Raw genomic sequence first — 20,485 nt, 5'->3', positions numbered from 1 at the left:
GACACCAGCTTCGAAGACGGGATGGAAAAAGGATTGGAAAAAGGCAAGGCGGAAGAGCAATGCCTTATCGCTGCCAATTTTAAAAGACAAGGGATCAATGTCGAGACGATTGCTCAATGTACCGGTTTGTCGGTGAAAGAAATTAACGAGTTGTAACAGAAAAATCATCATTTAACAATTCAAATCTTCTTAAACACGATTATCCCTTCTTATCCTGATCTGGGAAGGGGGTTATTGTGTAATATTGTTTCGTTAACAACAAAACACATTCTTTGGGAATAGCTGTAAATTCCGGTTCTTCATCGGGAAATAAAGGTTTTCTGCCATGAAGTGCGCGGTTTTTCACAACGAAGACGGTCGCTATCACCGTGAGCTGCCGTTGCCACGGACTATGAAGACGGTCTTCATGGTAACGAGGACGGTCGTCACGGTGATGAAGACGGTCGTCATGCCGGCAAAGGGGTAAATCTCTTTTGAGATATTCAGACCTGCGGCAACATTTGTTTGCTACAAGCGATTCTCCGGGAGTTCAGTTTTTCCATAATGTCAGGATATTCAGCTTTTCGGAAACAAAGAAATTTTGTTTTTCGATTTTCTGCCGTACTCGTTTTACCGGTTGCTTATTAATTCCAATCTGAAAGAGGAAAATGTCAGACACGAATCGTCCGGGATTTCATACCAAATAGAAAAACGTTCCAATAAGGGTTATTGTCTGTTTTGCAAACATGGCTTATCTTTGTGTTTATCTCATATGTTTTCGGTATGAGTCGTGATTATCTGTTTTGGTATGATCCAGTATGGCAAATACCGGTTTCTTTTGTCTCTTTCGTTATTATTATAGGCTTTTACATTAAAGTATGTATCGAATATTTTCATTTACAAGTGCCAAATGAATAACTTTGGGATAAATTGCGGGGCTTTTTTATCGGGAGCATTCCGTTATTCGTCGGGATTTGGCCGTTGCTGGCCGTTTTTCTATTGTATAAACGGTTGTGTGACGGTAGTTTTGCAACAAATTAAAAATGTACGAGTATGAGAACAGATCATGAGGGGAATTTTGTCAGAGGTGGTTATCCCCGCCACAGTAAACTGAATACAATTGTGACGGCTGCTGTATTTATTATAGTAGGTTTGTTGTTCCTTGGACGGAATTTCGGGGTAATCGATTCTTATCTGTTCGATATCCTGGTTTCCTGGCAGATGCTGCTGATCGTGGTCGGTATTGTCAATTTGATTAAGCGGCATTTCCTGGGTGGAGTGATTACGATTGCAGTGGGAGCTTATTTCCTGTTGCCGGATATAACCGGAATAGAAGGTAAGTGGGCGGGAATGTTCTGGCCTGTCTTGCTTATTCTGGTGGGAATCATGATCCTTTTTAAACCGAGGCATCACTGTTTTAATGGTCATGGAGAGGGAAGATGGCCGGAGTATGCTAAGGAGGTATATAGCTCTGAAGACGGTTTTGTTGTGTCGGACAATACTTTCGGATCGGTCCGGCAGATTGTTTTGGACCCGGTGTTCAGAGGAGCGCGGATTAAAAACACATTTGGCGGGACTATCCTGGATTTGAGGCGTAGCAAGCTGGAGGCTCCACAGACATGCATAGATATCGATTGTACATTTGGGGGAGTCGAGATTTATTTGCCGGCGGATTGGAATTTGCAGACACAGATTGATGCGCTTATCGGAGGATGTGACGATAAACGATATAATACTTCTGTGGAGATAGATCTGGAGCATACTTTGATTGTGAGAGGAAAAGTCTCATTCGGAGGAATCGAATTTAAAAGTTGATCTATGCAGACGCATCCGTTTATAGAATCGGTCATAAATCGTATGGTGGGGATCGCCCTGACGATTCTGGTTTGGATGATTTATTCATGGCTCCTGTTCTGCTATGGGAAAGAGGGGTTTTGGATGGCTTGCCTGGATGGATGGGTCTCTGTCGGTTTATTGGCTGTCGCCGGATTTCTGTACGGGTATATCGACGGTGCTATTCATGCCTTGCAGATACAGATTGCCTTGGTTGTGTTGGTGCAGGCGATCAGTTTGGCAGGAGCCTTTGAACTGCAAGTACTTCTGGAATGGGGAAGTATCGGGGATTTTATGAATAGTATATCCCTTCGTTTGGTCTTTGGTGTATTATGCTGGATTATCTTACTGCAATGGTATTGGATGAACCGGATAAACGAGCCGGATTTAGAGGAGATGCCCGAGGATACCGGCTACAAGCTCCTGAAAGAACGTCTTTCTCTTTAAAAAGGAGAGGCTGAGATGTTAATTTTAGCATAATTTGATTCCATTGTATAAAGCTTTGCCCTTTGTAACATTTTTTACCGAAAAGTTTCTCCTGACTTAACATATATTGTCTGTGAAAGGCTTGACAAACGGGCTTGACGCATGTATCTTTGCATCATGGTTTTTTCATAATAGTATTAGATTTAAGGTTAACAAAGTTGGTTAGGGGTTGTCGTGAGACAGCCTTTAATTTTTTATAGAGGTTTCTTTTCCTCTTTTTTATCTTTCAGATGATGAGTCTTGTTATATTTATATATACTCTTCCTTTGTTTTAAAAAAGAACGTGTATCTTTATCTTCAAATAACTGGAATGTGATGGAATTACGAACAGCGAATGTGACGCGCTATATCATGCCTCTCCGCGAAGGCGGATCGTTGCCGGCATTGGCCGAAGCCGATGACGAATTTAAATATGTCGTGAAGTTCCGCGGGGCAGGCCACGGGACGAAAGCGCTGATAGCCGAACTGGTTGGCGGTGAAATAGCCCGTGCACTTGGTTTCCGGGTTCCCGAACTGGTCTTTTTGAATCTGGACGAGGCCTTCGGACGTACCGAGGGTGACGAGGAAATCCAGGATTTGTTGCAAGGCAGCCGGGGATTGAACCTCGGACTGCATTTTCTGTCGGGAGCTCTTGCCTTCGATCCGGTAGTGACGAAGGTCGGGGCTGAGTTGGCGTCCCGCATCGTGTGGCTGGATGCATTCCTGACCAATGTGGACCGTACGTTCCGGAATACCAATATGCTGATGTGGCATAAAGAACTGTGGCTGATCGATCATGGTGCTTCCCTTTATTTCCATTATTCATGGGTGAACTGGCAAAAACATGCCGTAAGCCCTTTTGTGCAGGTCAAAGATCACGTGCTGTTGCCCGAGGCTTCCGGCTTGGAAGAGGCAAATGCCGATATGAAACGCTTGCTGACGGAAGAGAAGATTCGGGAGATCGTGGCTCTGATTCCCGACGACTGGTTGCATTGGAGCGAAAGTCCCGGTACGCCGCAAGAGATAAGAGAGATTTATATCCGGTTCTTATGTGAGAGACTGACACATTCCGAAACATTTATAAAAGAAGCACAGGATGCAAGGAAAGCACTTATATGAATATGCCGTTATCCGTCTGGTTCCCAGAGTAGAGCGGGAGGAGTTCTTCAATGTGGGAATTATCCTGTTCTCGAAAAGAGCGAAGTATATCAAGGCGCTTTATAAGATAGACGAGAACAAGCTGGACCTGTTTTCTTCCGAGTTGGACCGTGAAACGTTGTTTGCCAATCTGCATGTTTTCGATAAGATCTGCTCCGGTGCGAAGGAGGGTGGTCCTATCGCCGCCTTGGACATCCCGGAACGGTTCCGCTGGCTGACAGCCGTGCGGAGTGCCTCTATCCAGACTTCGCGTCCGCATCCGGGCTTCTCCGACGACTTGGACCGAACGTTGGAGACATTGTTCAGAGAACTGGTTCTGTAGCGATTGCCTTGTCCGACGGCCATGCCCATGGAGTGATTGTCGCATGCTCATGGAATAACCGCCGCATGCCTATGGAACAAAAGAGTGACGGCGGGCGGGAAGTCATGGTTCTGCCGGAGGCGGGAGAAAGGGAGTGTCAAAAATTTGGACGTTCGGGCGTCCAAAAATTAGACGGTAGGCGGGAGATGTTTTTGAAATGTCGCTGAAAACCTGTTTGTTACATTTCTGGCACGTCATTTGCTTCCTTTCTGCCATGATGAATGCGCAAATAACGATTAAACGAAGCTTATCTCTTTTCCTTCTCGTCTTCCTGGTCTCGCCGGGAAGTTTGCGGGCACAGTCCGGTTGGACGGTGGACGATTGCATGCGTTATGCTGTCGAACAGAACTACCGGATACGGAACAGTCGCTTAAATACGCGAATTGCAGAGGAAGACCTTACCGCTGCTTATGGCGATTTCCTGCCCTCGGTGAGTGTTAACGGTGCGTTGGGCAAACGTGTGGGGCGTACTGTGGATCTGAATGTGTCGCTTCCGGTGTTCGATGGGTTTACACGTGTCAATCGTTTACAGTTCCGCAAGCTGAACAGGCAGATCAGCGGCCTCGCGGAGAAGACCGAGGAGAATCGGGTCGCTTTTGAGGTGATGGAGGCTTTCTTCCGCCTCTGCTTCGACGAGAAGATGTATCAGCTTGCCGTCGAACAGCGGAAGTTGAGCGAGCGTTATCATGAGCAGATGCTCGAATATGTGGATCTGGGCATGCGTTCCCCTTCCGATTTACAGGAAGTGAAGGCACGCTTGCAATCCGATGTTTACCAGGAGACGGTAAAGGCGAACGCTTGCCGCTTGTCGTTGCTTGCCTTGAAGGAATTATTGAATATGCGGGGTACCGATACATTGGCCATCTTTCCCGATGAGGAGAGCGAACTTCCCGTATTGCCTGCTCTCGAATCCAACGAGATCTGTGCCGCCTCCGAAACTTCCCTGCCGGAGTTCCGGGCGATGGAGTTGAGGGAAAGAGCTTCCCGCAAGTCCTTGGCGCTGGCATCCGGTGCTTTCTTTCCCTCTGTCAAGGCGGAGTTCAGTCTCTATTCCGGTTACTACGACACCGGAAGGGATGAGCAGGGCGGGGTCGTCCCGATGAAAGAGCAGCTGAAGAATAATATGAATAAATATATCGGTGTGAGTGTTTCGCTGCCTTTGTTCAGTGGACTTTCCCGCCTGACCGGTGTCAGGAAGGAGCGTTTCCGCCTGCGCCGGATACAAAATGAGAATGAGCAGCAACGTCTTGGTCTCTATAAAGAGATAGACGATGCTTGTCTGTCTCTTCGGGCAGCCATTGAGGAGCATAGGCTGGCGCTCGAACAGCTTCGTGCTTCTTCTATCATGTTGAAAGAAAGTGAGGAAAAATGGGAGGAGGGAATGATCTCCGTCTTCGAACTGATGGAAAAGCGGAACCTTTACATCATGGCAAAGGCGGAGCTAAGCCGTGTCCGGTTGCAGTATGCGTTGAAAAGGAGATTGGTGGAGTTTTACCGAACAGGGTCGTTTGTTGCGTTGGGCATGATCCGAAAGTAACGGGTATAAATATAATAATGAATAATGATGAATAATAACATGGACACCCGCATCGAGCGGAAGTCTCGGCTTCGGAAGAAACACATCTATGCCGTATCAGGAGGTGGCATCGTGCTGTTTTGTCTGTTTTGGTTTATCTTTCGTGACACATCCTCTTCCATGAAGGTGGAGAAAGAACGAATTACGATCGCCACCGTGCAGAAGGGAGAGTTTAACGATTATATCCGTGTCATCGGACAGGTATTGCCGGACCGTATCATCTATCTCGATGCTATCGAAGGAGGCCGTGTCGAAGAACGCCTGATCGAAGAAGGGGCGCAGGTTCGGGCGGGAGACGTGATCCTCCGTCTCAGTAACCCGCTCTTGAACATCGGTATCCTGCAGAGCGAAGCTGACCTGGCCTATCAGGAGAACGAACTGCGCAACACCCGTATCAGTATGGAGCAGGAGCATCTTCGGTTGAAACAGGAACGCATTTCCTTGAGTAAAGAACTGACGCAGAAGGAACGCCGTTTCCGGCAATACGACCGTCTGTATAAGAAGAATCTGTTGTCCCGCGAAGACTATTTGCAGGCACAGGAAGATTATGAAGCCGCCCTCGGACAATTGACTGTCGTGGACGAACGGATCAAACAGGACGACTTGTTTCGCAGTAGCCAATTGCAGAGCCTCGACGAGAACATCCGGAATATGAAGAAGAGCCTCGCTCTGGTTCGTGAACGACTGGAAAACCTGAAAGTGAAAGCTCCCGTCGACGGACAGTTAGGAAATTTGGAAGCTCAGATCGGCCAGTCCATCGCACAGGGCGAACGTATCGGCCAGGTGATCACGCCCGAACTGAAGGTGGAAGCTAAGATCGACGAACACTATGTGGAACGTGTCATGCCCGGCCTTCCTGCGAGCTTCGAACGCGAAGGAAAGAAATACGATATGGAGGTTGCGAAAGTCTATCCCGAAGTGCGGGAAGGGCAGTTTCGTACCGACCTGCGTTTTGTCTCCGGCCGGCCGGAGAATATCCGTGCCGGGCAAACCTACCACCTGAACCTGCAATTGGGCGATCCCGTGCAGACGGTGATCGTCCCACGCGGGAGCTTTTATCAGGCAAGCGGCGGCGAGTATATGTATGTGGTGGATGAGGAAGGAAAGACGGCTCGCCGCCGCTCTGTCCGTATCGGCCGCCAGAACCCGCAGTATTACGAGGTCGTGGATGGACTGCAACCGGAGGAGAAGGTGATTGTTTCCGGATACGACCTGTTTGGTGATAACGAAAAACTGATACTAAAATAATATATTTGCTTTATGATTAAAACAGAGAATCTGTCTATGGTCTTCACAACGGAAGAGGTGCAGACGAAAGCATTGGACGAAGTGAACCTTGAAATCAAACAAGGTGAGTTTGTCGCCATCATGGGACCTTCGGGCTGTGGCAAGTCGACCTTGCTGAATATCTTGGGAACGCTCGATTCGCCGACTTCCGGCAAATACTTCTTTAACGGCAAGGAGGTGGACAAGATGGGAGAGAGCCGGTTGACGGCTTTCCGCAAAGGGAATATCGGTTTCGTTTTCCAGAGCTTCAACCTGATAGACGAGTTGACGGTGTTCGAGAACGTGGAATTGCCGTTGGTCTATCTCGGCGACCGAAAATCTGAACGCAGACGGAAGGTGATGGAAGTTCTCGACCGGATGAATATCGCCCATCGCGCCGGACATTTCCCGCAGCAGCTATCCGGAGGACAACAGCAACGTGTGGCGATCGCGCGTGCCGTGGTGACGGATTGCCCTTTGATCCTTGCCGATGAACCGACAGGAAACCTGGATTCGACGAACGGGGCGGAGGTGATGGAATTGCTTCGCGAATTGAACAGGCAGGGGACGACAATCGTCATGGTCACCCACTCGGAGCGGGATGCCGGCTTCGCACACCGGATTATCCATCTTTTGGACGGCCGGATCGTTTCCTGAATATTCATCTTTGAAAATCTTCATCATAATGATAATAACAAACTATTGGAACAGTGCGTGGCGTAGCCTTACCAAAAGGAAAGGTTTCAGCGCCATCAATATAGTCGGTCTGGCAATCGGCATGGCGGCCGCCCTGTTGATCCTGACCTATGTGGCTTTCGAGTACAGCTACGACGACATGCACAGCCGGCAGGACCGGATCTTCAGGGTTGAAGCCCGCTTCTATGAGAACGGGGAGCTGACGGACGATTGGGCCAGTTCGTCTGCCGGCTATGCTACGGCTATGAAGCAGAACATGAGTGCTGTCGAGGATTATACACGCGTCGGAAGCCAGTATTATCCGGAGCAGGTCGTGAAATACAACGAACTGTTGTACCGCGAGACCGGTATCGGTTATGCGGAGGCCAACTTTTTCGACTTCTTTGACTTCAAACTCTTGAAAGGAAATAAGGAGAGTTGTCTGGACGGACCGAACAAGGTGGTTATCACCGAACGTATCGCCCGGAAATATTTCAAAGGAGAGAATCCGATCGGGAAAATACTGATCTTCCGGAGCAATATAGGGGAAGAAGCTTGCGAAGTGACGGGCATCATGGAGGACATGCCGGTCAATACGCATGTCCGCTATCATCTCCTGATCTCTTACAAGACGCTGCCGAAGTGGATGGATGAATATTGGTATCGCCACGAAGTCTATTCGTATGTCCTGCTGAAGTCGGCAAACCTGAAAACGCAGGTGGAAGAGGATTTCCCGGCAATGGCGGAGAAGTATAAGACGGAAGAGGCATTGAAGAATAAAACTTGGGCGATCCAGTTGACGAACCTTCGCGATATCCACCTGAATCCGCAGAAAGCGTACGAACCGGAGGTGAAGGGGAATCGTTCTTCCATCTGGGTGTTGATCTGTACGGCGCTTGCCATCCTTTGCATTGCCTGGATCAACTATATCAATATGACGGTGGCCCGTTCGATGGAACGTGCCAAAGAGATCGGTATACGCCGGGCTTCGGGGGCAAGCCGGAAGCAGGTTATTTCACAGTTCCTTTTTGAATCGTTGGTGACGAACAGCCTCGCTTTTATCCTGGCTATCGGGCTGATGGAGGCGTTGATGCCTTCCTTCAACAACCTGACGGGACGGGATCTGAGTTTCTCCGTCTGGTTTACGACTTCGCTGGGGGGATATCTGTTGCTGATCTTTGCGATCGGTGTGTTTCTGTCCGGCTTTTATCCGGCGACGGTCTTGTCCGGTATCAAGCCGATCCGGATGCTGAAAGGGAAGTTTACCCATACGCGCGGGGCGACGACCACTCGTAAGGTGCTGGTGGTGTTGCAATACACGGCTTCCTTGGTGCTGCTTTGTGGGACGTTGATCGTGTACGCTCAACTTCGATATATGCGGAATGCTTCTTTGGGAGTACGGGTGGATCAGACGTTGGTGCTTAAGTTCCCGGCACAGTGCGAGGAATTGGCGATGAAGTTGGAGGCTTTTAAGAAAGAGGTGGCGTTATTGCCCTCTGTCGGGGCGGTGACGGTTTCCGGTGCAGTTCCCGGAACGGAAGTGACCGACTTCCTGTCTATCGTCCGCGAAAGTGATGTGACGAAGCAGACGCGCCTGTTGGAGATGTTGAACTGCGACGAGTATTTTCTGGATGCCTACGATCTGAAGTTTGTTGCCGGCCGCGGTTTCTCCGAAGATTACGGGGGAGATGTTTATAAGATCGTCCTGAACGAATCGGCTGTCCGTACGTTAGGATTCGAATCGTCCGATATCGCTTTGGGGCAACGCTTGTCTGTCGAAACTGTCGACCAGCCGATGCAGATTATCGGGATCGTGAAGGATTACCATCAACAATCGCTTAACAAAGATTTTACGCCGATCTTGTTTGCCCTGCATGAGAAGTTGAGTTGGATGAAACAACGTTATATCTCTGTCGTTATGGAGAACGGTAACCCGCGTGATCTCGTGAAACAGGTCGAAGGGGTGTGGGAACGTTATTTCCCCGATTCCAGCTATGATTATTTCTTTCTCGACCAGTTCTTCGACCAGCAATACCGGCAGGATGAAGTGTTCGGGCTGATGGTGGCGCTCTTCGCGATACTGGCGATCTTTATTTCTTGTATGGGATTGGGGGTCTTAGTCATGTTCTCTTGTTCGACCCGTATCCGGGAGATGGGAATCCGGAAGGTTCTGGGAGCTTCCCGGATGCAACTTTTCTATGAGTTGGGACACGAGTTCTTCCTGTTGATCGCCATAGCTGTTGTCATCGCCCTTCCGCTTTCGGGTTGGATCATGGGGGATTGGCTGAACCATTATTCGTTCCGTACGGACTGGAAAGCGTGGTTCTTCCTCGTTCCGGTCGTTTTATTGTGTGTGATCTCCTTGCTGACCATCGGTTGGCAAACCGCCAAAACTATCTTTAGCAAACCGGCTCGCTCTTTGCGTTACGAATAAAGTAAAAATGTACGCTATTGCTGCCAGATTAGCCAATAGCGTACACTTTTATTCTATCGGGGCAAAAGGAAGTTCCGTGTCTTTCCTATAGCCTGTTCCGTTGAAGGTGGCGATCAGGTCGCCCGTTTCATTGGTGATGCGTACTTCACAGTTGGCGAGCCGCTTGTGGCTGAACACTTCACGAGCTTCGGCATAAAGAAACCCTTTGTTTTCGGCTTTGAAGAAGTGGATACTGGATGTGATGGAAAGCGTCAGGCGTGCATGGCTATTTGTTGCGGCAGCGAAGGCCAGGTCGGCCAACGTGAAGATGGCTCCTCCCTGGCATACGCCGCCGCCGTTCAGGTGTTCCGGTTTGATTTCCATGCGGGCCTTTGCATACCCGTTGCCGGTTTCCAATAGTTCGACACCGGCCAATAGGGCAAACTTATCGCCTTGAAGAAATTCGTGTATTGTCATAAACCAGTCTTACTTGCTTAATTTCCATTCGGCTCCGTCTTTCGTATCTTTGATCTCGAAGCCGATAGCTGTCAGTTCATTACGAATCTTATCCGATGTCGCCCAGTCTTTATTGGCTTTTGCCTGCTGGCGAATGGTCAGCAACAGATCCATGGCCTTGCCGAACGCTTCGTTGCTGTTGCTTCCGGCTGAAGCAGCTTCATCTTTCATTCCGAGAATATCGAAGATGAACGTATGGAATACATCCTGTAACTCTTTCAGGTCTTCGACCGAAATCGTAGCCTTGCCGTCTTTTACGGAGTTGATGGCGCGGGTTGCATCGAACAGGTGGGCGATCACGATCGGCGAGTTCAGGTCGTCGTTCATCGCATCGTAGCATTTGCGGCGCAAATCCTTTACATCCACGGTTGAAACATCGGCTGCCTTCAACTTCATTAGATGGTTGTAGGCGTCCATCAGACGTTCCAATCCCTTTTCGGCTGCTTGCAGGGCTTCGTTGCTGAAATCCACCGTGCTGCGATAATGGGCCTGGAGGATGAAGAAACGGATGGTCATAGGCGAATAGGCCTGGCTCAACACTTTATTGTCTCCGCTAAAGAACTCGTCCAGTGTGATGAAGTTGCCCAAGGACTTTCCCATCTTCTGTCCGTTGATGGTGATCATATTGTTGTGCATCCAGTAATGGACCATATCTTCGCCTTGTGAAGCGACTGCCTGTGCAATCTCGCATTCGTGATGCGGGAAGATCAGATCCATGCCACCGCCGTGGATATCGAAATGTTCGCCCAAGTATTTTTTGCCCATCGCCGTGCACTCGCAATGCCAGCCGGGGAACCCGTCGCTCCACGGAGAAGGCCAGCGCATGATATGTTCCGGCTGCGCACATTTCCAAAGGGCAAAGTCGATCGGATTATGCTTCTCGTCCTGTCCGTCCAACGCGCGGGTCGTATTCAACATATCGTCGATGTTACGTCCGGAAAGAACGCCGTAGTTATGATCCTTGTTGTATTTCTCCACGTCGAAATAAACGGAACCTTCGCTTTCATACGCATAACCGTTATCCAGGATCTTCTTGACCAGTTCGATCTGCTCGATGATATGGCCGGACGCATGCGGCTCGATGCTGGGAGGCAGTACGTTGAGCGCTTCCATTGCATGGTGGTAACGGTTCAGGTAATACTGCACGACTTCCATCGGTTCGAGTTGTTCGAGACGGGCTTTCTTGGCAATCTTGTCTTCGCCGTCGTCCGCGTCATGTTCCAGATGGCCGACATCCGTTATGTTGCGTACATAGCGTACTTTGTATCCTATATGAGTCAGATAACGAAACAGCAGGTCGAATGTGATCGCCGGACGTGCATGCCCCAGATGGGCATCGCCATAAACGGTGGGACCGCAAACATACATACCCACATGCGGTTCGTGCAGCGGGATGAACTGTTCCTTTTTTCTTGTGAGTGTGTTGTAAATGCTTAATGGATGTTCCATATCTATTTGTATTTAAGAGGGGCAAATATAGGAATAATCTCTGCCTTCGCCAACCTGTTTAAAATGTATTTCATTAATTAACCTGTAATGGAGGCGGAGTTGCAGGCGATCGTGAACCGGAATGTACTTCCCTTTCCTATTTCCGACTCCACCGAGATCTGTCCGCCCAGTTTATGCACGATCAGCTGGCAAATGGAAAGCCCCAGACCGGTACCGGGTACGAAACTGTCGAATTTGGTGAAGCGTTCGAATACCTGTTCGAGGTTCTCCTTCTCGATCCCTTTTCCCGTATCGGTTACATAGAACGACAGCTCTCCTTCGGTTACCCGGTATCCCATCGTGATGGAACCTTTGGAAGTAAACTTGGCTGCGTTGCTTAGCAAATTGGATAAGACCTGCGTCAGCCGGTTCTTTTCGGAACGGATTATGCAGGTAGGATAGGGGATGTCGCAAATAAGTTCGACTCCCTTTTCCAGTCGTGGCGTGTACACTTGCCGGAGATCGGTCAGAATCTCCGAAACGTTGAAATCAGTGATAATGAATTCTATCTTTCCGGCTTCTATCTTGGATAAGTCGAGGATGTCGTTGATGATCTGAAGCAACAGGTTGTTATTGTTTTCGATAATACGGACAAATTCGGCCTGTTCTTCCTTGTCTTCCGTTTGCGCCAGAAGTTGTGAGAAGCCGACGATAGCGTTGAGCGGCGTCCGTATCTCATGGCTCATATTGGCAAGGAAAGCGCTTTTCATCCGGTTGGACTCTTCCGCCTTTTCCAAAGGAGTCAGGTCTATCTGCAATCCGGTCAGCTTTGTAACGAACCCATCCGCATTCTTTTCGAGCGGGACAGCGAAAGAGTTCACCCATCTGTATTCGGTTTCTCCTTCCAGCATGACGCGAAGGTGAAGGGAGTGGGAACCGTCTTTCCCTTCCGTGCGTAAATCCTCTTCATTCTTTAAGACGAGCCGGTCTTCCGGATGGAGGGAGAAGTTGTACGGTTTACGGATAAACAGGTCCGGTTGTGTCGAATCGACGAAAAGACGGGTGAATTTCCGGGTTGCAACATCATAATCCCATTGGATGATGTTGGCGGAACGGATCGCCAGTTCGGAACGCTGGATATACTTTCGAAGGGCCATTTCGCGTTTGGCTTGTGCGGTGATGTCCTTTTGCGTCCCGATCAGGCGCCTGACTTTTCCGTTCTCGTCCTTGACTCCCATTGCGTAGATTTCATATCAACAGATGTTACCATCCGGTGTGACAAGCCGGAATATCTCGGCTTTCCTGTCGCATTTCCCTTCTACGATGTCCCAGACGAGGCGGCGATGCTTTTCCTGGTCTTCCGGCACGAGCTGCTTGGTTACATCTTGTAATTTCATTCCCGGCTGGGGAACCGTGCTTGTGTCCGCCAAGTCGAAACCGTCTTCTTCCGGCAGGTATGACCATACCGATAGTTCGCCTGCCTGAAGTGCAAGCGTGAGCTTGTTTTTCAGATCGATCGTTTCCTGCTGGGCTTTCAGTCGTTCGTCGATCTCTCTTTGGCGCTTATTGTTCTTTTTGCATAGTAGAAAAATAAGTATGGAGAGAAGAATAACGGCTAATGCCGATAATACCAGAATTGAAATTTGTAGCATTGACTTTATTTATATGTACCTATCAAAGTATCCGACAATGGGCAAATTTACAAATAAATGGTATATTTGCCCGTATAATTGAAAATATAATCAACGAAAGATTAAGCCATGAAATTAAACTCTGTTTTGACATTCTTGTTTATCGCCCTGTTTACGGCTTGTAAAGGCGGCGCGTATGATCTGTCCACGTATGGACTGAAACCTGATACCGGCGAAAACGCTTCTCCATTGATCGCGAAAGCCCTTCAGCAAATAGCGGCGGAATCGGACTCCGACACGGTCCGGATCTTCCTGCCGAAAGGCCGCTATGATTTTTATCCTTCGGGTTCTTCGGAGCGTGAATATTTCATCTCCAACCATGATCAGGATAATCCGAAGCAGGTGGGGCTGGCTTTCGAGAATATGAAGAACGTGGTTTTTGACGGACAAGGCTCCGAACTGGTTTTCCACGGACGGATGCTTCCGGTCTCTTTGGTAGGTTCGGACAATTGCACGTTGAAGAATTTCAGTATCGACTTTGCGAATCCGCATATCAGCCAGGTGAAAGTGTTGGAGAACGACACGGTCGGCGGTATGATCACCTACGAGGTCGCTCCCTGGGTGGAATATGAAATACGCGACAGCAACTTTGTCGCCAAAGGGGAAGATTGGGAACATGTTCCTGCTTGGGGTATCGCTTTTGAAGGAGATACGAAGCGATTGGTCTATACGACCAGTGATATCAGTGTGGGCAGCAAGCAGGTCGCCGAGATCGCTCCGCGTAAGATTCTCGCTCCCTGGAAGAACAAGAAGCTGATACCGGGTACGGTTGTCGTTTTCCGTGGATACGGTCGTCCGACTCCGGGCGTTTTCATGTATCATGATACGAATACGACACTCGAAAATATACAGGTGCATTATGCGGAAGGAATGGGCTTGTTGGCACAGATGAGCGAGAATATCACGCTGGATAAATTCTCGGTCTGCCTGCGTGGCGAGGATGATCCGCGTTATTTCACGACACAAGCCGATGCGACTCATTTTTCAGGTTGCAAGGGTCTGATCCGTTCGGTCGGCGGTCTGTACGAAGGCATGATGGATGATGCCATCAATGTGCATGGAACCTATCTGAAAGTGCAAAAGCGGATAGACGACAAGACGTTGGTCGGCGAATACATGCACGGGCAGTCCTACGGTTTCGAATGGGGCCGTCCGGGTGATGCCGTCCAGTTTATCGATTCCAAAACGATGGAAATTTTAGGGGAACAGAACGAGGTAACCGCTATTGAAGCTGTCGATAAACCTGACGATCATGGTGCGAAACAGTTCCGCATCACGTTCGAGAAGCCTGTCGATCCCGCTATCAGTGAAACCGGCACTTACGGCATCGAGAATCTGGAATGGACGCCGGAGGTTTATTTTGCCGACAATGTGATCCGTAATAACCGTGCCCGCGGTTCCCTGTTCAGCACTCCTAAGAAGACTGTAGTCGAGAATAACGTTTTCGATCACACTTCCGGTACGGCAATCCTGCTGTGCGGCGACTGTAACGGATGGTTCGAGACGGGGGCTTGTCACGATGTGGTGATCCGGAATAACAAGTTTATCAATGCGTTGACGAATCAGTTCCAGTTTACGAATGCCGTTATTTCCATCTATCCGGAGATACCGGATTTGAAAGATCAGAAGAAATATTTCCATAGCGGGATCGTGATTGAGGACAACGAGTTCGACACCTTTGACATGCCGATCCTGTATGCCAAATCGGTGGACGGCCTTGTTTTCCGCAATAATGTGATCAGGCAGAATCATGATTATCCCGCTTTCCATTGGAACAACCATCGTTTCTTTTTCCAGCGTGTTATTAATAGGGAGATCAAGGATAATCGATTTGAGGGAGGGTTTGACGAAGCTAAGGATATAATTACTGAGAACTAACCGTCTCAGTAATTATATTTAATGATCCGTCCAATCCCCGTTCTCCTTTATCAGCTGGACCAACCGTTCTACGGCTTCTTCTTCGGGAATGTTTTTCAGGACACATTCTTTGCCTTTGTACAAGCTGATCCGGTTTTTTCCGGCGCCGACATAGCCGTAATCGGCATCCGCCATTTCGCCAGGGCCGTTCACGATACACCCCATGATGCCGATCTTCAAGCCTTTCAGGTGTGAAGTGGCCTCCTTGATACGAGCGATTGTCGTTTGCAAGTCATATAAGGTACGTCCGCAGCTTGGGCAGGAGATATATTCTGTCTTGCTGATACGGGTACGGGTCGCCTGCAGGATGCCGAACATGCAACTGTCAGTTACCATCGTTTCGCAGCCTTCGTTGTGAAGCATGATCCCGTCGCCGAAACCATCTAACAGCAAAGTCCCGAAGTCGGCGGCCGATTTCAATTGCAACGCTTCGATATCCGTCTCTCGATAGTCGCGGTGCAGGACGACCGGCACATCGCAACCGGCTGCCAGCAGGCGATGCATGGCTGCCCGCTCGGCGGCGATACCATTACGGTGATGCGTGCTCAGGATCACGATTACGGAGGTATCCTTTTTCAGAACCTCGATTACGCGGTCGGTCAGATCCCGGTAGGTGAGGCGGATAAATTTCAGAGGGACGGAATAATCTTTCAGTTCCTCTATTTCCGATGCGATAAAGAAAGGATAGGCATTCGGACGTTCTTTCCAGAAGTGGGCGTCTACCAAAAGACGGAAGTTGTCCGGCAGGTTATCCGGATCTTCCTTACCTATATATATATAGTCCGGCTGTGACGCATGGTCAAACTCGAAATCACCGTTGCTGCGGTCGGAAATGACGATCGGCGGGAAGTTTCCCCCGATCCCTTCCGTCACCCGGCTGCGGCGGCGTTCGACAGTAACCGGATCATATCCCGGAGCAGGTGCGGCCTTTACCGGTTCGTGCCCTTCGCGTTCGAGTATGTAGTCGACCAGCTTGCGGGCAACCGGGATTTCTGCCTCCGGATCTTCGCTCAAAGAGACGCGTATCGTGTCGCCGATGCCATCGGACAGCAAGGTGCCGATGCCGACGGCACTCTTGATGCGGCCGTCTTCGCCGTCGCCGGCTTCCGTCACACCGAGATGCAACGGGTAGTGCATATCTTCAGCATCCATCGTCCTGACCAACAGGCGGACGGTTTTCACCATGACAACCGTGTTCGAGGCTTTAATGGAAATCACGACATCGGGAAAGTCTTCATCCCGGCATATACGCAGAAATTCCATGCACGAGGCAACCATGCCTTCGGGAGTGTCGCCGTACCGGCTCATAATTCGGTCGGACAGCGAACCGTGGTTCACGCCAATACGGATGGCGGTTCCGTGTGCTTTGCAGATGTTAAGGAATGGTATGAAACGGTCGCGTATCTTCTGTAACTCTGCGGCGTATTCCTCGTCGGTATATTCCAGCAGGTCGAATGTCTTCACCTTATCCACGTAGTTTCCGGGGTTGATGCGCACTTTTTCCACCTCTTCGGCAGCAGCATCGGCCGCACGCGGGTTGAAATGGATGTCGGCGACTAACGGAGTCGTATATCCGGCCTCGTTGAGTTGTTTGCGGATTACGCCTAAATTGCGGGCTTCACGTTCTCCCTGGGCGGTGAAACGTACATATTCGGCACCGGCTTCGATCATCCGGATCGCTTGGCAGACGGCCGCATCGGTATCCATTGTGGAGACGTTTGCCATCGACTGGATGCGAATCGGATTATCGCCTCCTAACGGAGTATTTCCTATGTTGGCAACAGACGATTTGCGGCGGCGATAGTTAAAAAAATCTTCCATCTTTATAATTGAAAATGGAAAATTGAAAATTAAAAATCAAAAAACAGGCAGAGACAGCATCTTCCCATTTTCAATTTTCAATTTTCAATTTTCAATTGGTCAGTTTGTTTTGTATTTGAAAGAAACCTTAGCCAGTTCTTCGTTTGCTTTTACGATTTTCTTTTTAAGATCTTCCTTATAGGCTGCAAGCTTATCTTGAAGCTGTTCGTCTCCGACGGCAAGCATTTGGACTGCCAGGATACCGGCGTTCAAAGCACCGTTGATGCCGACAGTGGCAACCGGGATTCCCGGAGGCATCTGTACGATGGCCAGCAAAGCGTCCATGCCGTCGAGCGTCGAATTGATAGGCACGCCGATCACGGGGACTGTCGTCATCGAAGCGATCACACCGCACAGGTGGGCAGCCATACCGGCAGCCGCAATAATCACTTTTATACCGCGACCCTTGGCTCCTTTGGCGAATGCTTCCACCTCGGCAGGCGTACGATGGGCGGACAGGGCGTGCATTTCGAACGGGATCTCCATCTCGTCGAGCAGCTTGGCCGCTTTTTCCATTACGGGCAGATCCGAAGTACTGCCCATGATAATACTTACTACAGGTGTCATTTCGCAATCATTTGTTCGTATTCGGCAGCAGACATCAGTTCATCCAGTTCGGAAGGATCTGAGATGGAGATCTTGATCAACCATCCGTTGCCATAAACATCTTCATTCACCAGTTCAGGTTTGTCATCCAGCTCGGCATTCGCTTCGATCACCTCACCGCTTACCGGCATGAACAGGTCTGAAACGGTCTTGACTGCTTCGATTGTACCGAAAACTTCTTCTTTGGCAACGACTTCGCCTTCTGTCGTGATGTCGACGAAAACGATTTCACCCAGTTCGCCCTGAGCGTAATCAGTAATACCAACGTAGGCTACATTGCCCTCTACACGGATCCATTCATGATCCTTTGTGTACTTTAAATCTGCAGGAAAATTCATAATTTTAGTGTTTTTATTAGATGAATAAATAGATATAACTCAAGAATGAGGCTACAAAGGTACATATAAATCCGAGACAAAACCCGGCATATACCTGCATGGGAGTATGCCTTTTCAGAAAGATGCGCGAAGTACCGACCAGTCCCGCTATTATGATCACGATGATAAAGGCCCAGTAAGGGTTTATCAGGTGGATCCGCGCCACGCCCATAATGCCGCCCAACAACCCGCCTATCCCGATCGCATGGGCGCTGATCTTCCAGAAAAAGTTGACGAGCAGCGCTAAGATTAATGCCACACAAGCACCTAACAATAAGGAAATAAACCAGAACGGCAACATCATCTTATACATATAAAAAGCGCAGACCATGATCGACGTGATAAAGATCAGATAGGGAACCACGCGCTCATGCCGGTCCGACAACTCCATATCGACCGCCGCCCCGTTTTTTACCATCATAAAGATGAAAACACCGGGGATAACCGCCGTGGACAGGAATGCTCCGCCCGCGAGCAACAACTTCATTGCCGGCGGATAGATTGCCAGATACGTGAAGGTGAGAGCCAGCACGACTCCATACGTCACCATCAGCAACGGATGGAACATACCGGATATGATATTTGAAAATAACCTCATGACGCTTCAAATTTATATTTCTTTTCTGAGCCGTGCAACCGGAATGCCCAATTGTTCGCGGTATTTGGCTACCGTACGGCGGGCGATGATATAGCCTTTCTCTTTCAGGATGGAGGCCAGCTCCTCGTCGGTAAGCGGTTTACGCTTGTCCTCGCCGTCGATATGCTCTTTCATTATCTTCTTCACCTCGCGGGTGGAAATTTCTTCGCCGCTGTCGGTCTGCATCGATTCGGAGAAGAAATATTTGAGCGGATAGATACCGAAATTCGTCTGCACGTACTTGCTGTTGCTCACACGCGAGATCGTCGAGATGTCGTATCCGGCCTGTTCCGCCACATCTTTGAGGATCATAGGCCGCAGGGTCGCTTCATCGCCGGTGAGGAAGAAATCGCGCTGCAAGAGGATGATCGTTTCCATCGTGCGCTGCAAGGTCTCCTGACGCTGCTTGATGGCATCGATGAACCATTGGGCGGAATCGAGTTTCTGCTTCACAAACTGGACGGCTTCCTTCATCTGGGCTGTCTGGTTCGCCTTGTTGCCGGCATAATCCTGAAACATCTCCGCATATTCGCGGTTGATGCGCATATCGGGAATTCCCCGGTTGTTCATGCTCAGGATCAGTTCGCCGCCTACCGCTTCCACTACAAAATCAGGAATGATCTGGCTCAAAGCTGTCTCCATAGAACCGCCCCAACTGGCGCAAGGTTTAGGATCGAGGGTCGTTATTTCACGGATGGCCTTTTTCAGCGCAGTTTCGTCGATGTCCAGCCCTCTCATGATCTTGTCGTAATGCTTGCGGGTGAACTCTTCGAAAAAGTCGGTCAACATCCGGGTTGCCAACTCCGTCTCAGGTGTTTTTTCCCGGCGGGCCAACTGGAGCAGAAGGCATTCCTGAAGATTACGGGCGCCGACTCCTGCCGGATCAAAGTCTTGTATGATGGTAAGAACTGCCTCTATTTCTTTTTCCGTCACCTCCTGTCCCGCTTGAAACACCAGGTCATCGGCTATGGCGGACAGGTCACGGCGCAGATAGCCGTCATCATCTATATTTCCGATGATATATTCGGCGATCTTCACCAACTTCTCCGGCAAATCCCGCAGTCCGAGCTGTTGGAGCAGATATTCGTTCAGGGATTCGCTGACCGAGAAAGGGACATCCTCTTTCTTTTCCGCCCGCTCGCTCAGCTCACGAAGTTTGTAATCGGGTATGTCGTCCTCGCTCATATAGTCACCGAGTGAAAGGTCGGTGTCTGTCTCGTTTCCTCTCTCCATCTCGTTAGATGCCAACTCCTCACCACCTTCGTCAGTACGGTCAAAGTCATCCGCAATTTCCTTTCCTTCTTCCAAAGCGGGATTGTCCTCCAGTTCATGCTTCACGCGTTCTTCCAGCTCTATGGCGGGGAGTTCCAGAAGCCGGATCAACTGAATCTGCTGCGGAGAGAGTTTTTGCTGTAACTTTTGTTGTAACTGTTGCTTCAACATAATCGAATTCAATAATGAAAGGACAATCAACCCGACCGTCCAATGTTAGAACATGCAAATATAACTTTTTACACCGAATGACCTCGACATACAAGATATAATAGTTCTAAAAGGAAGCATCGAACCGCTATGGTATGGTTCAATACGGCATATCATGGAATACACCTGTTTGTTAAAACCGATAAGGGATGTTGTGGGAACAAGCCTCCGTCTTGATGCCTTACGCCCGGATCCCGAATATTATTATTTCCAAAAACAACTCAAAATCAAAACTATTTTCTATT

Annotated in this window: 18 protein-coding genes; 9 read left to right on the top strand and 9 right to left on the bottom strand. The window is 49.3% G+C overall.

Features of this window, described 5'->3' with window-relative positions:
• The first annotated feature begins 1,032 nt into the window (after positions 1-1,032).
• The 8 genes from RDN79_RS08300 (at position 1,033) to RDN79_RS08265 (ending at position 9,747) form a co-directional block, all read left to right on the top strand.
• Complete coding sequence (locus RDN79_RS08300) at positions 1,033-1,794, top strand: LiaI-LiaF-like domain-containing protein (RefSeq protein ID WP_298553153.1); 762 nt, start codon at positions 1,033-1,035, stop codon at positions 1,792-1,794.
• Between the two features lie 3 nt (positions 1,795-1,797).
• A complete protein-coding gene (locus RDN79_RS08295; protein ID WP_298553151.1) occupies positions 1,798-2,259 on the top strand; it encodes a hypothetical protein in 462 nt (153 codons plus the stop codon).
• A 354-nt stretch (positions 2,260-2,613) separates the two neighbouring features.
• Positions 2,614-3,396: a HipA family kinase gene (locus RDN79_RS08290; RefSeq protein ID WP_298553149.1), complete on the top strand. Its 783-nt coding sequence runs from the start codon at positions 2,614-2,616 to the stop codon at positions 3,394-3,396.
• Positions 3,374-3,757: a DUF3037 domain-containing protein gene (locus RDN79_RS08285; RefSeq protein ID WP_298553147.1), complete on the top strand. Its 384-nt coding sequence runs from the start codon at positions 3,374-3,376 to the stop codon at positions 3,755-3,757. The genes RDN79_RS08290 and RDN79_RS08285 overlap by 23 nt, the downstream gene beginning before the upstream one ends.
• Positions 3,758-4,010: 253 nt before the next feature.
• Positions 4,011-5,333, top strand: coding sequence for a TolC family protein (locus RDN79_RS08280; RefSeq protein ID WP_308573122.1), 1,323 nt, complete (start codon positions 4,011-4,013; stop codon positions 5,331-5,333).
• Positions 5,334-5,372: 39 nt separating this feature from the next.
• Positions 5,373-6,620, top strand: a complete 1,248-nt coding sequence (locus tag RDN79_RS08275) for an efflux RND transporter periplasmic adaptor subunit (RefSeq protein ID WP_298553158.1) — start codon at positions 5,373-5,375, stop codon at positions 6,618-6,620.
• A 12-nt stretch (positions 6,621-6,632) separates the two neighbouring features.
• Positions 6,633-7,295: an ABC transporter ATP-binding protein gene (locus tag RDN79_RS08270; RefSeq protein WP_298553143.1), complete on the top strand. Its 663-nt coding sequence runs from the start codon at positions 6,633-6,635 to the stop codon at positions 7,293-7,295.
• A gap of 28 nt (positions 7,296-7,323) precedes the next feature.
• Positions 7,324-9,747 carry an ABC transporter permease gene (locus RDN79_RS08265; protein WP_298553140.1) on the top strand — a complete coding sequence of 808 codons (2,424 nt, stop codon included), beginning with the start codon at positions 7,324-7,326 and terminating at the stop codon, positions 9,745-9,747.
• Between the two features lie 48 nt (positions 9,748-9,795).
• On the opposite strand, the gene RDN79_RS08260 is transcribed toward RDN79_RS08265, so the two are convergent.
• The 4 genes from RDN79_RS08260 to RDN79_RS08245 all read right to left on the bottom strand — a co-directional run bounded on the left by RDN79_RS08260 (position 9,796) and on the right by RDN79_RS08245 (position 13,322).
• Entirely contained in the window at positions 9,796-10,203 is a 408-nt protein-coding gene (locus RDN79_RS08260) for a PaaI family thioesterase (protein WP_298553138.1), read from the bottom strand.
• Between the two features lie 9 nt (positions 10,204-10,212).
• A complete protein-coding gene (cysS, locus tag RDN79_RS08255; RefSeq protein WP_298553136.1) occupies positions 10,213-11,691 on the bottom strand; it encodes a cysteine--tRNA ligase in 1,479 nt (492 codons plus the stop codon).
• Between the two features lie 77 nt (positions 11,692-11,768).
• Positions 11,769-12,908, bottom strand: coding sequence for a PAS domain-containing hybrid sensor histidine kinase/response regulator (locus RDN79_RS08250; RefSeq protein ID WP_298553134.1), 1,140 nt, complete (start codon positions 12,906-12,908; stop codon positions 11,769-11,771).
• A 15-nt stretch (positions 12,909-12,923) separates the two neighbouring features.
• Entirely contained in the window at positions 12,924-13,322 is a 399-nt protein-coding gene (locus RDN79_RS08245) for a hypothetical protein (RefSeq protein WP_298553132.1), read from the bottom strand.
• 108 nt (positions 13,323-13,430) lie between these two features.
• Between RDN79_RS08245 and RDN79_RS08240 the strand changes: the two genes are divergently transcribed.
• Positions 13,431-15,239, top strand: a complete 1,809-nt coding sequence (locus tag RDN79_RS08240) for a right-handed parallel beta-helix repeat-containing protein (protein ID WP_298553131.1) — start codon at positions 13,431-13,433, stop codon at positions 15,237-15,239.
• Positions 15,240-15,257: 18 nt separating this feature from the next.
• Here the strand turns inward: RDN79_RS08240 and RDN79_RS08235 are convergent, their stop codons facing one another.
• The 5 genes from RDN79_RS08235 to rpoN form a co-directional block, all read right to left on the bottom strand.
• Positions 15,258-17,099 carry a 4-hydroxy-3-methylbut-2-en-1-yl diphosphate synthase gene (locus tag RDN79_RS08235; RefSeq protein WP_298553129.1) on the bottom strand — a complete coding sequence of 614 codons (1,842 nt, stop codon included), beginning with the start codon at positions 17,097-17,099 and terminating at the stop codon, positions 15,258-15,260.
• Positions 17,100-17,198: 99 nt separating this feature from the next.
• Positions 17,199-17,705, bottom strand: a complete 507-nt coding sequence (purE, locus tag RDN79_RS08230) for a 5-(carboxyamino)imidazole ribonucleotide mutase (protein ID WP_293733066.1) — start codon at positions 17,703-17,705, stop codon at positions 17,199-17,201.
• Positions 17,702-18,082 carry a glycine cleavage system protein GcvH gene (gcvH, locus tag RDN79_RS08225; RefSeq protein ID WP_298553128.1) on the bottom strand — a complete coding sequence of 127 codons (381 nt, stop codon included), beginning with the start codon at positions 18,080-18,082 and terminating at the stop codon, positions 17,702-17,704. Before gcvH ends, purE begins: the two co-directional genes overlap by 4 nt.
• Before the next feature lie 16 nt (positions 18,083-18,098).
• Positions 18,099-18,719: a hypothetical protein gene (locus RDN79_RS08220; RefSeq protein WP_298553127.1), complete on the bottom strand. Its 621-nt coding sequence runs from the start codon at positions 18,717-18,719 to the stop codon at positions 18,099-18,101.
• A gap of 12 nt (positions 18,720-18,731) precedes the next feature.
• Positions 18,732-20,201, bottom strand: a complete 1,470-nt coding sequence (gene rpoN, locus RDN79_RS08215) for an RNA polymerase factor sigma-54 (protein WP_298553126.1) — start codon at positions 20,199-20,201, stop codon at positions 18,732-18,734.
• Positions 20,202-20,485: the final 284 nt, after the last annotated feature.

It is taken from the genome of uncultured Parabacteroides sp. (assembly GCF_902493135.1).
In the GTDB taxonomy this organism is placed as follows: domain Bacteria; phylum Bacteroidota; class Bacteroidia; order Bacteroidales; family Tannerellaceae; genus Parabacteroides.
The sequence above is the reverse complement of the archived record's forward strand: the minus strand, read 5'-3'. Positions and strand labels throughout refer to the sequence as shown.

Coding starts and splice junctions, on each gene's coding strand:
- RDN79_RS08265 (WP_298553140.1), top strand. CDS start 7,324: ATGATAATAACAAACTATTGGAACAGTGCGTGGCGTAGCCTTACCAAA.
- RDN79_RS08300 (WP_298553153.1), top strand. CDS start 1,033: ATGAGAACAGATCATGAGGGGAATTTTGTCAGAGGTGGTTATCCCCGC.
- RDN79_RS08240 (WP_298553131.1), top strand. CDS start 13,431: ATGAAATTAAACTCTGTTTTGACATTCTTGTTTATCGCCCTGTTTACG.
- rpoN (WP_298553126.1), bottom strand. CDS start 20,201: ATGTTGAAGCAACAGTTACAACAAAAGTTACAGCAAAAACTCTCTCCG.
- RDN79_RS08235 (WP_298553129.1), bottom strand. CDS start 17,099: ATGGAAGATTTTTTTAACTATCGCCGCCGCAAATCGTCTGTTGCCAAC.
- RDN79_RS08245 (WP_298553132.1), bottom strand. CDS start 13,322: ATGCTACAAATTTCAATTCTGGTATTATCGGCATTAGCCGTTATTCTT.
- RDN79_RS08220 (WP_298553127.1), bottom strand. CDS start 18,719: ATGAGGTTATTTTCAAATATCATATCCGGTATGTTCCATCCGTTGCTG.
- cysS (WP_298553136.1), bottom strand. CDS start 11,691: ATGGAACATCCATTAAGCATTTACAACACACTCACAAGAAAAAAGGAA.
- purE (WP_293733066.1), bottom strand. CDS start 17,705: ATGACACCTGTAGTAAGTATTATCATGGGCAGTACTTCGGATCTGCCC.
- RDN79_RS08260 (WP_298553138.1), bottom strand. CDS start 10,203: ATGACAATACACGAATTTCTTCAAGGCGATAAGTTTGCCCTATTGGCC.
- RDN79_RS08290 (WP_298553149.1), top strand. CDS start 2,614: ATGGAATTACGAACAGCGAATGTGACGCGCTATATCATGCCTCTCCGC.
- RDN79_RS08250 (WP_298553134.1), bottom strand. CDS start 12,908: ATGGGAGTCAAGGACGAGAACGGAAAAGTCAGGCGCCTGATCGGGACG.
- RDN79_RS08280 (WP_308573122.1), top strand. CDS start 4,011: ATGATGAATGCGCAAATAACGATTAAACGAAGCTTATCTCTTTTCCTT.
- RDN79_RS08295 (WP_298553151.1), top strand. CDS start 1,798: ATGCAGACGCATCCGTTTATAGAATCGGTCATAAATCGTATGGTGGGG.
- gcvH (WP_298553128.1), bottom strand. CDS start 18,082: ATGAATTTTCCTGCAGATTTAAAGTACACAAAGGATCATGAATGGATC.
- RDN79_RS08270 (WP_298553143.1), top strand. CDS start 6,633: ATGATTAAAACAGAGAATCTGTCTATGGTCTTCACAACGGAAGAGGTG.
- RDN79_RS08275 (WP_298553158.1), top strand. CDS start 5,373: ATGGACACCCGCATCGAGCGGAAGTCTCGGCTTCGGAAGAAACACATC.
- RDN79_RS08285 (WP_298553147.1), top strand. CDS start 3,374: ATGCAAGGAAAGCACTTATATGAATATGCCGTTATCCGTCTGGTTCCC.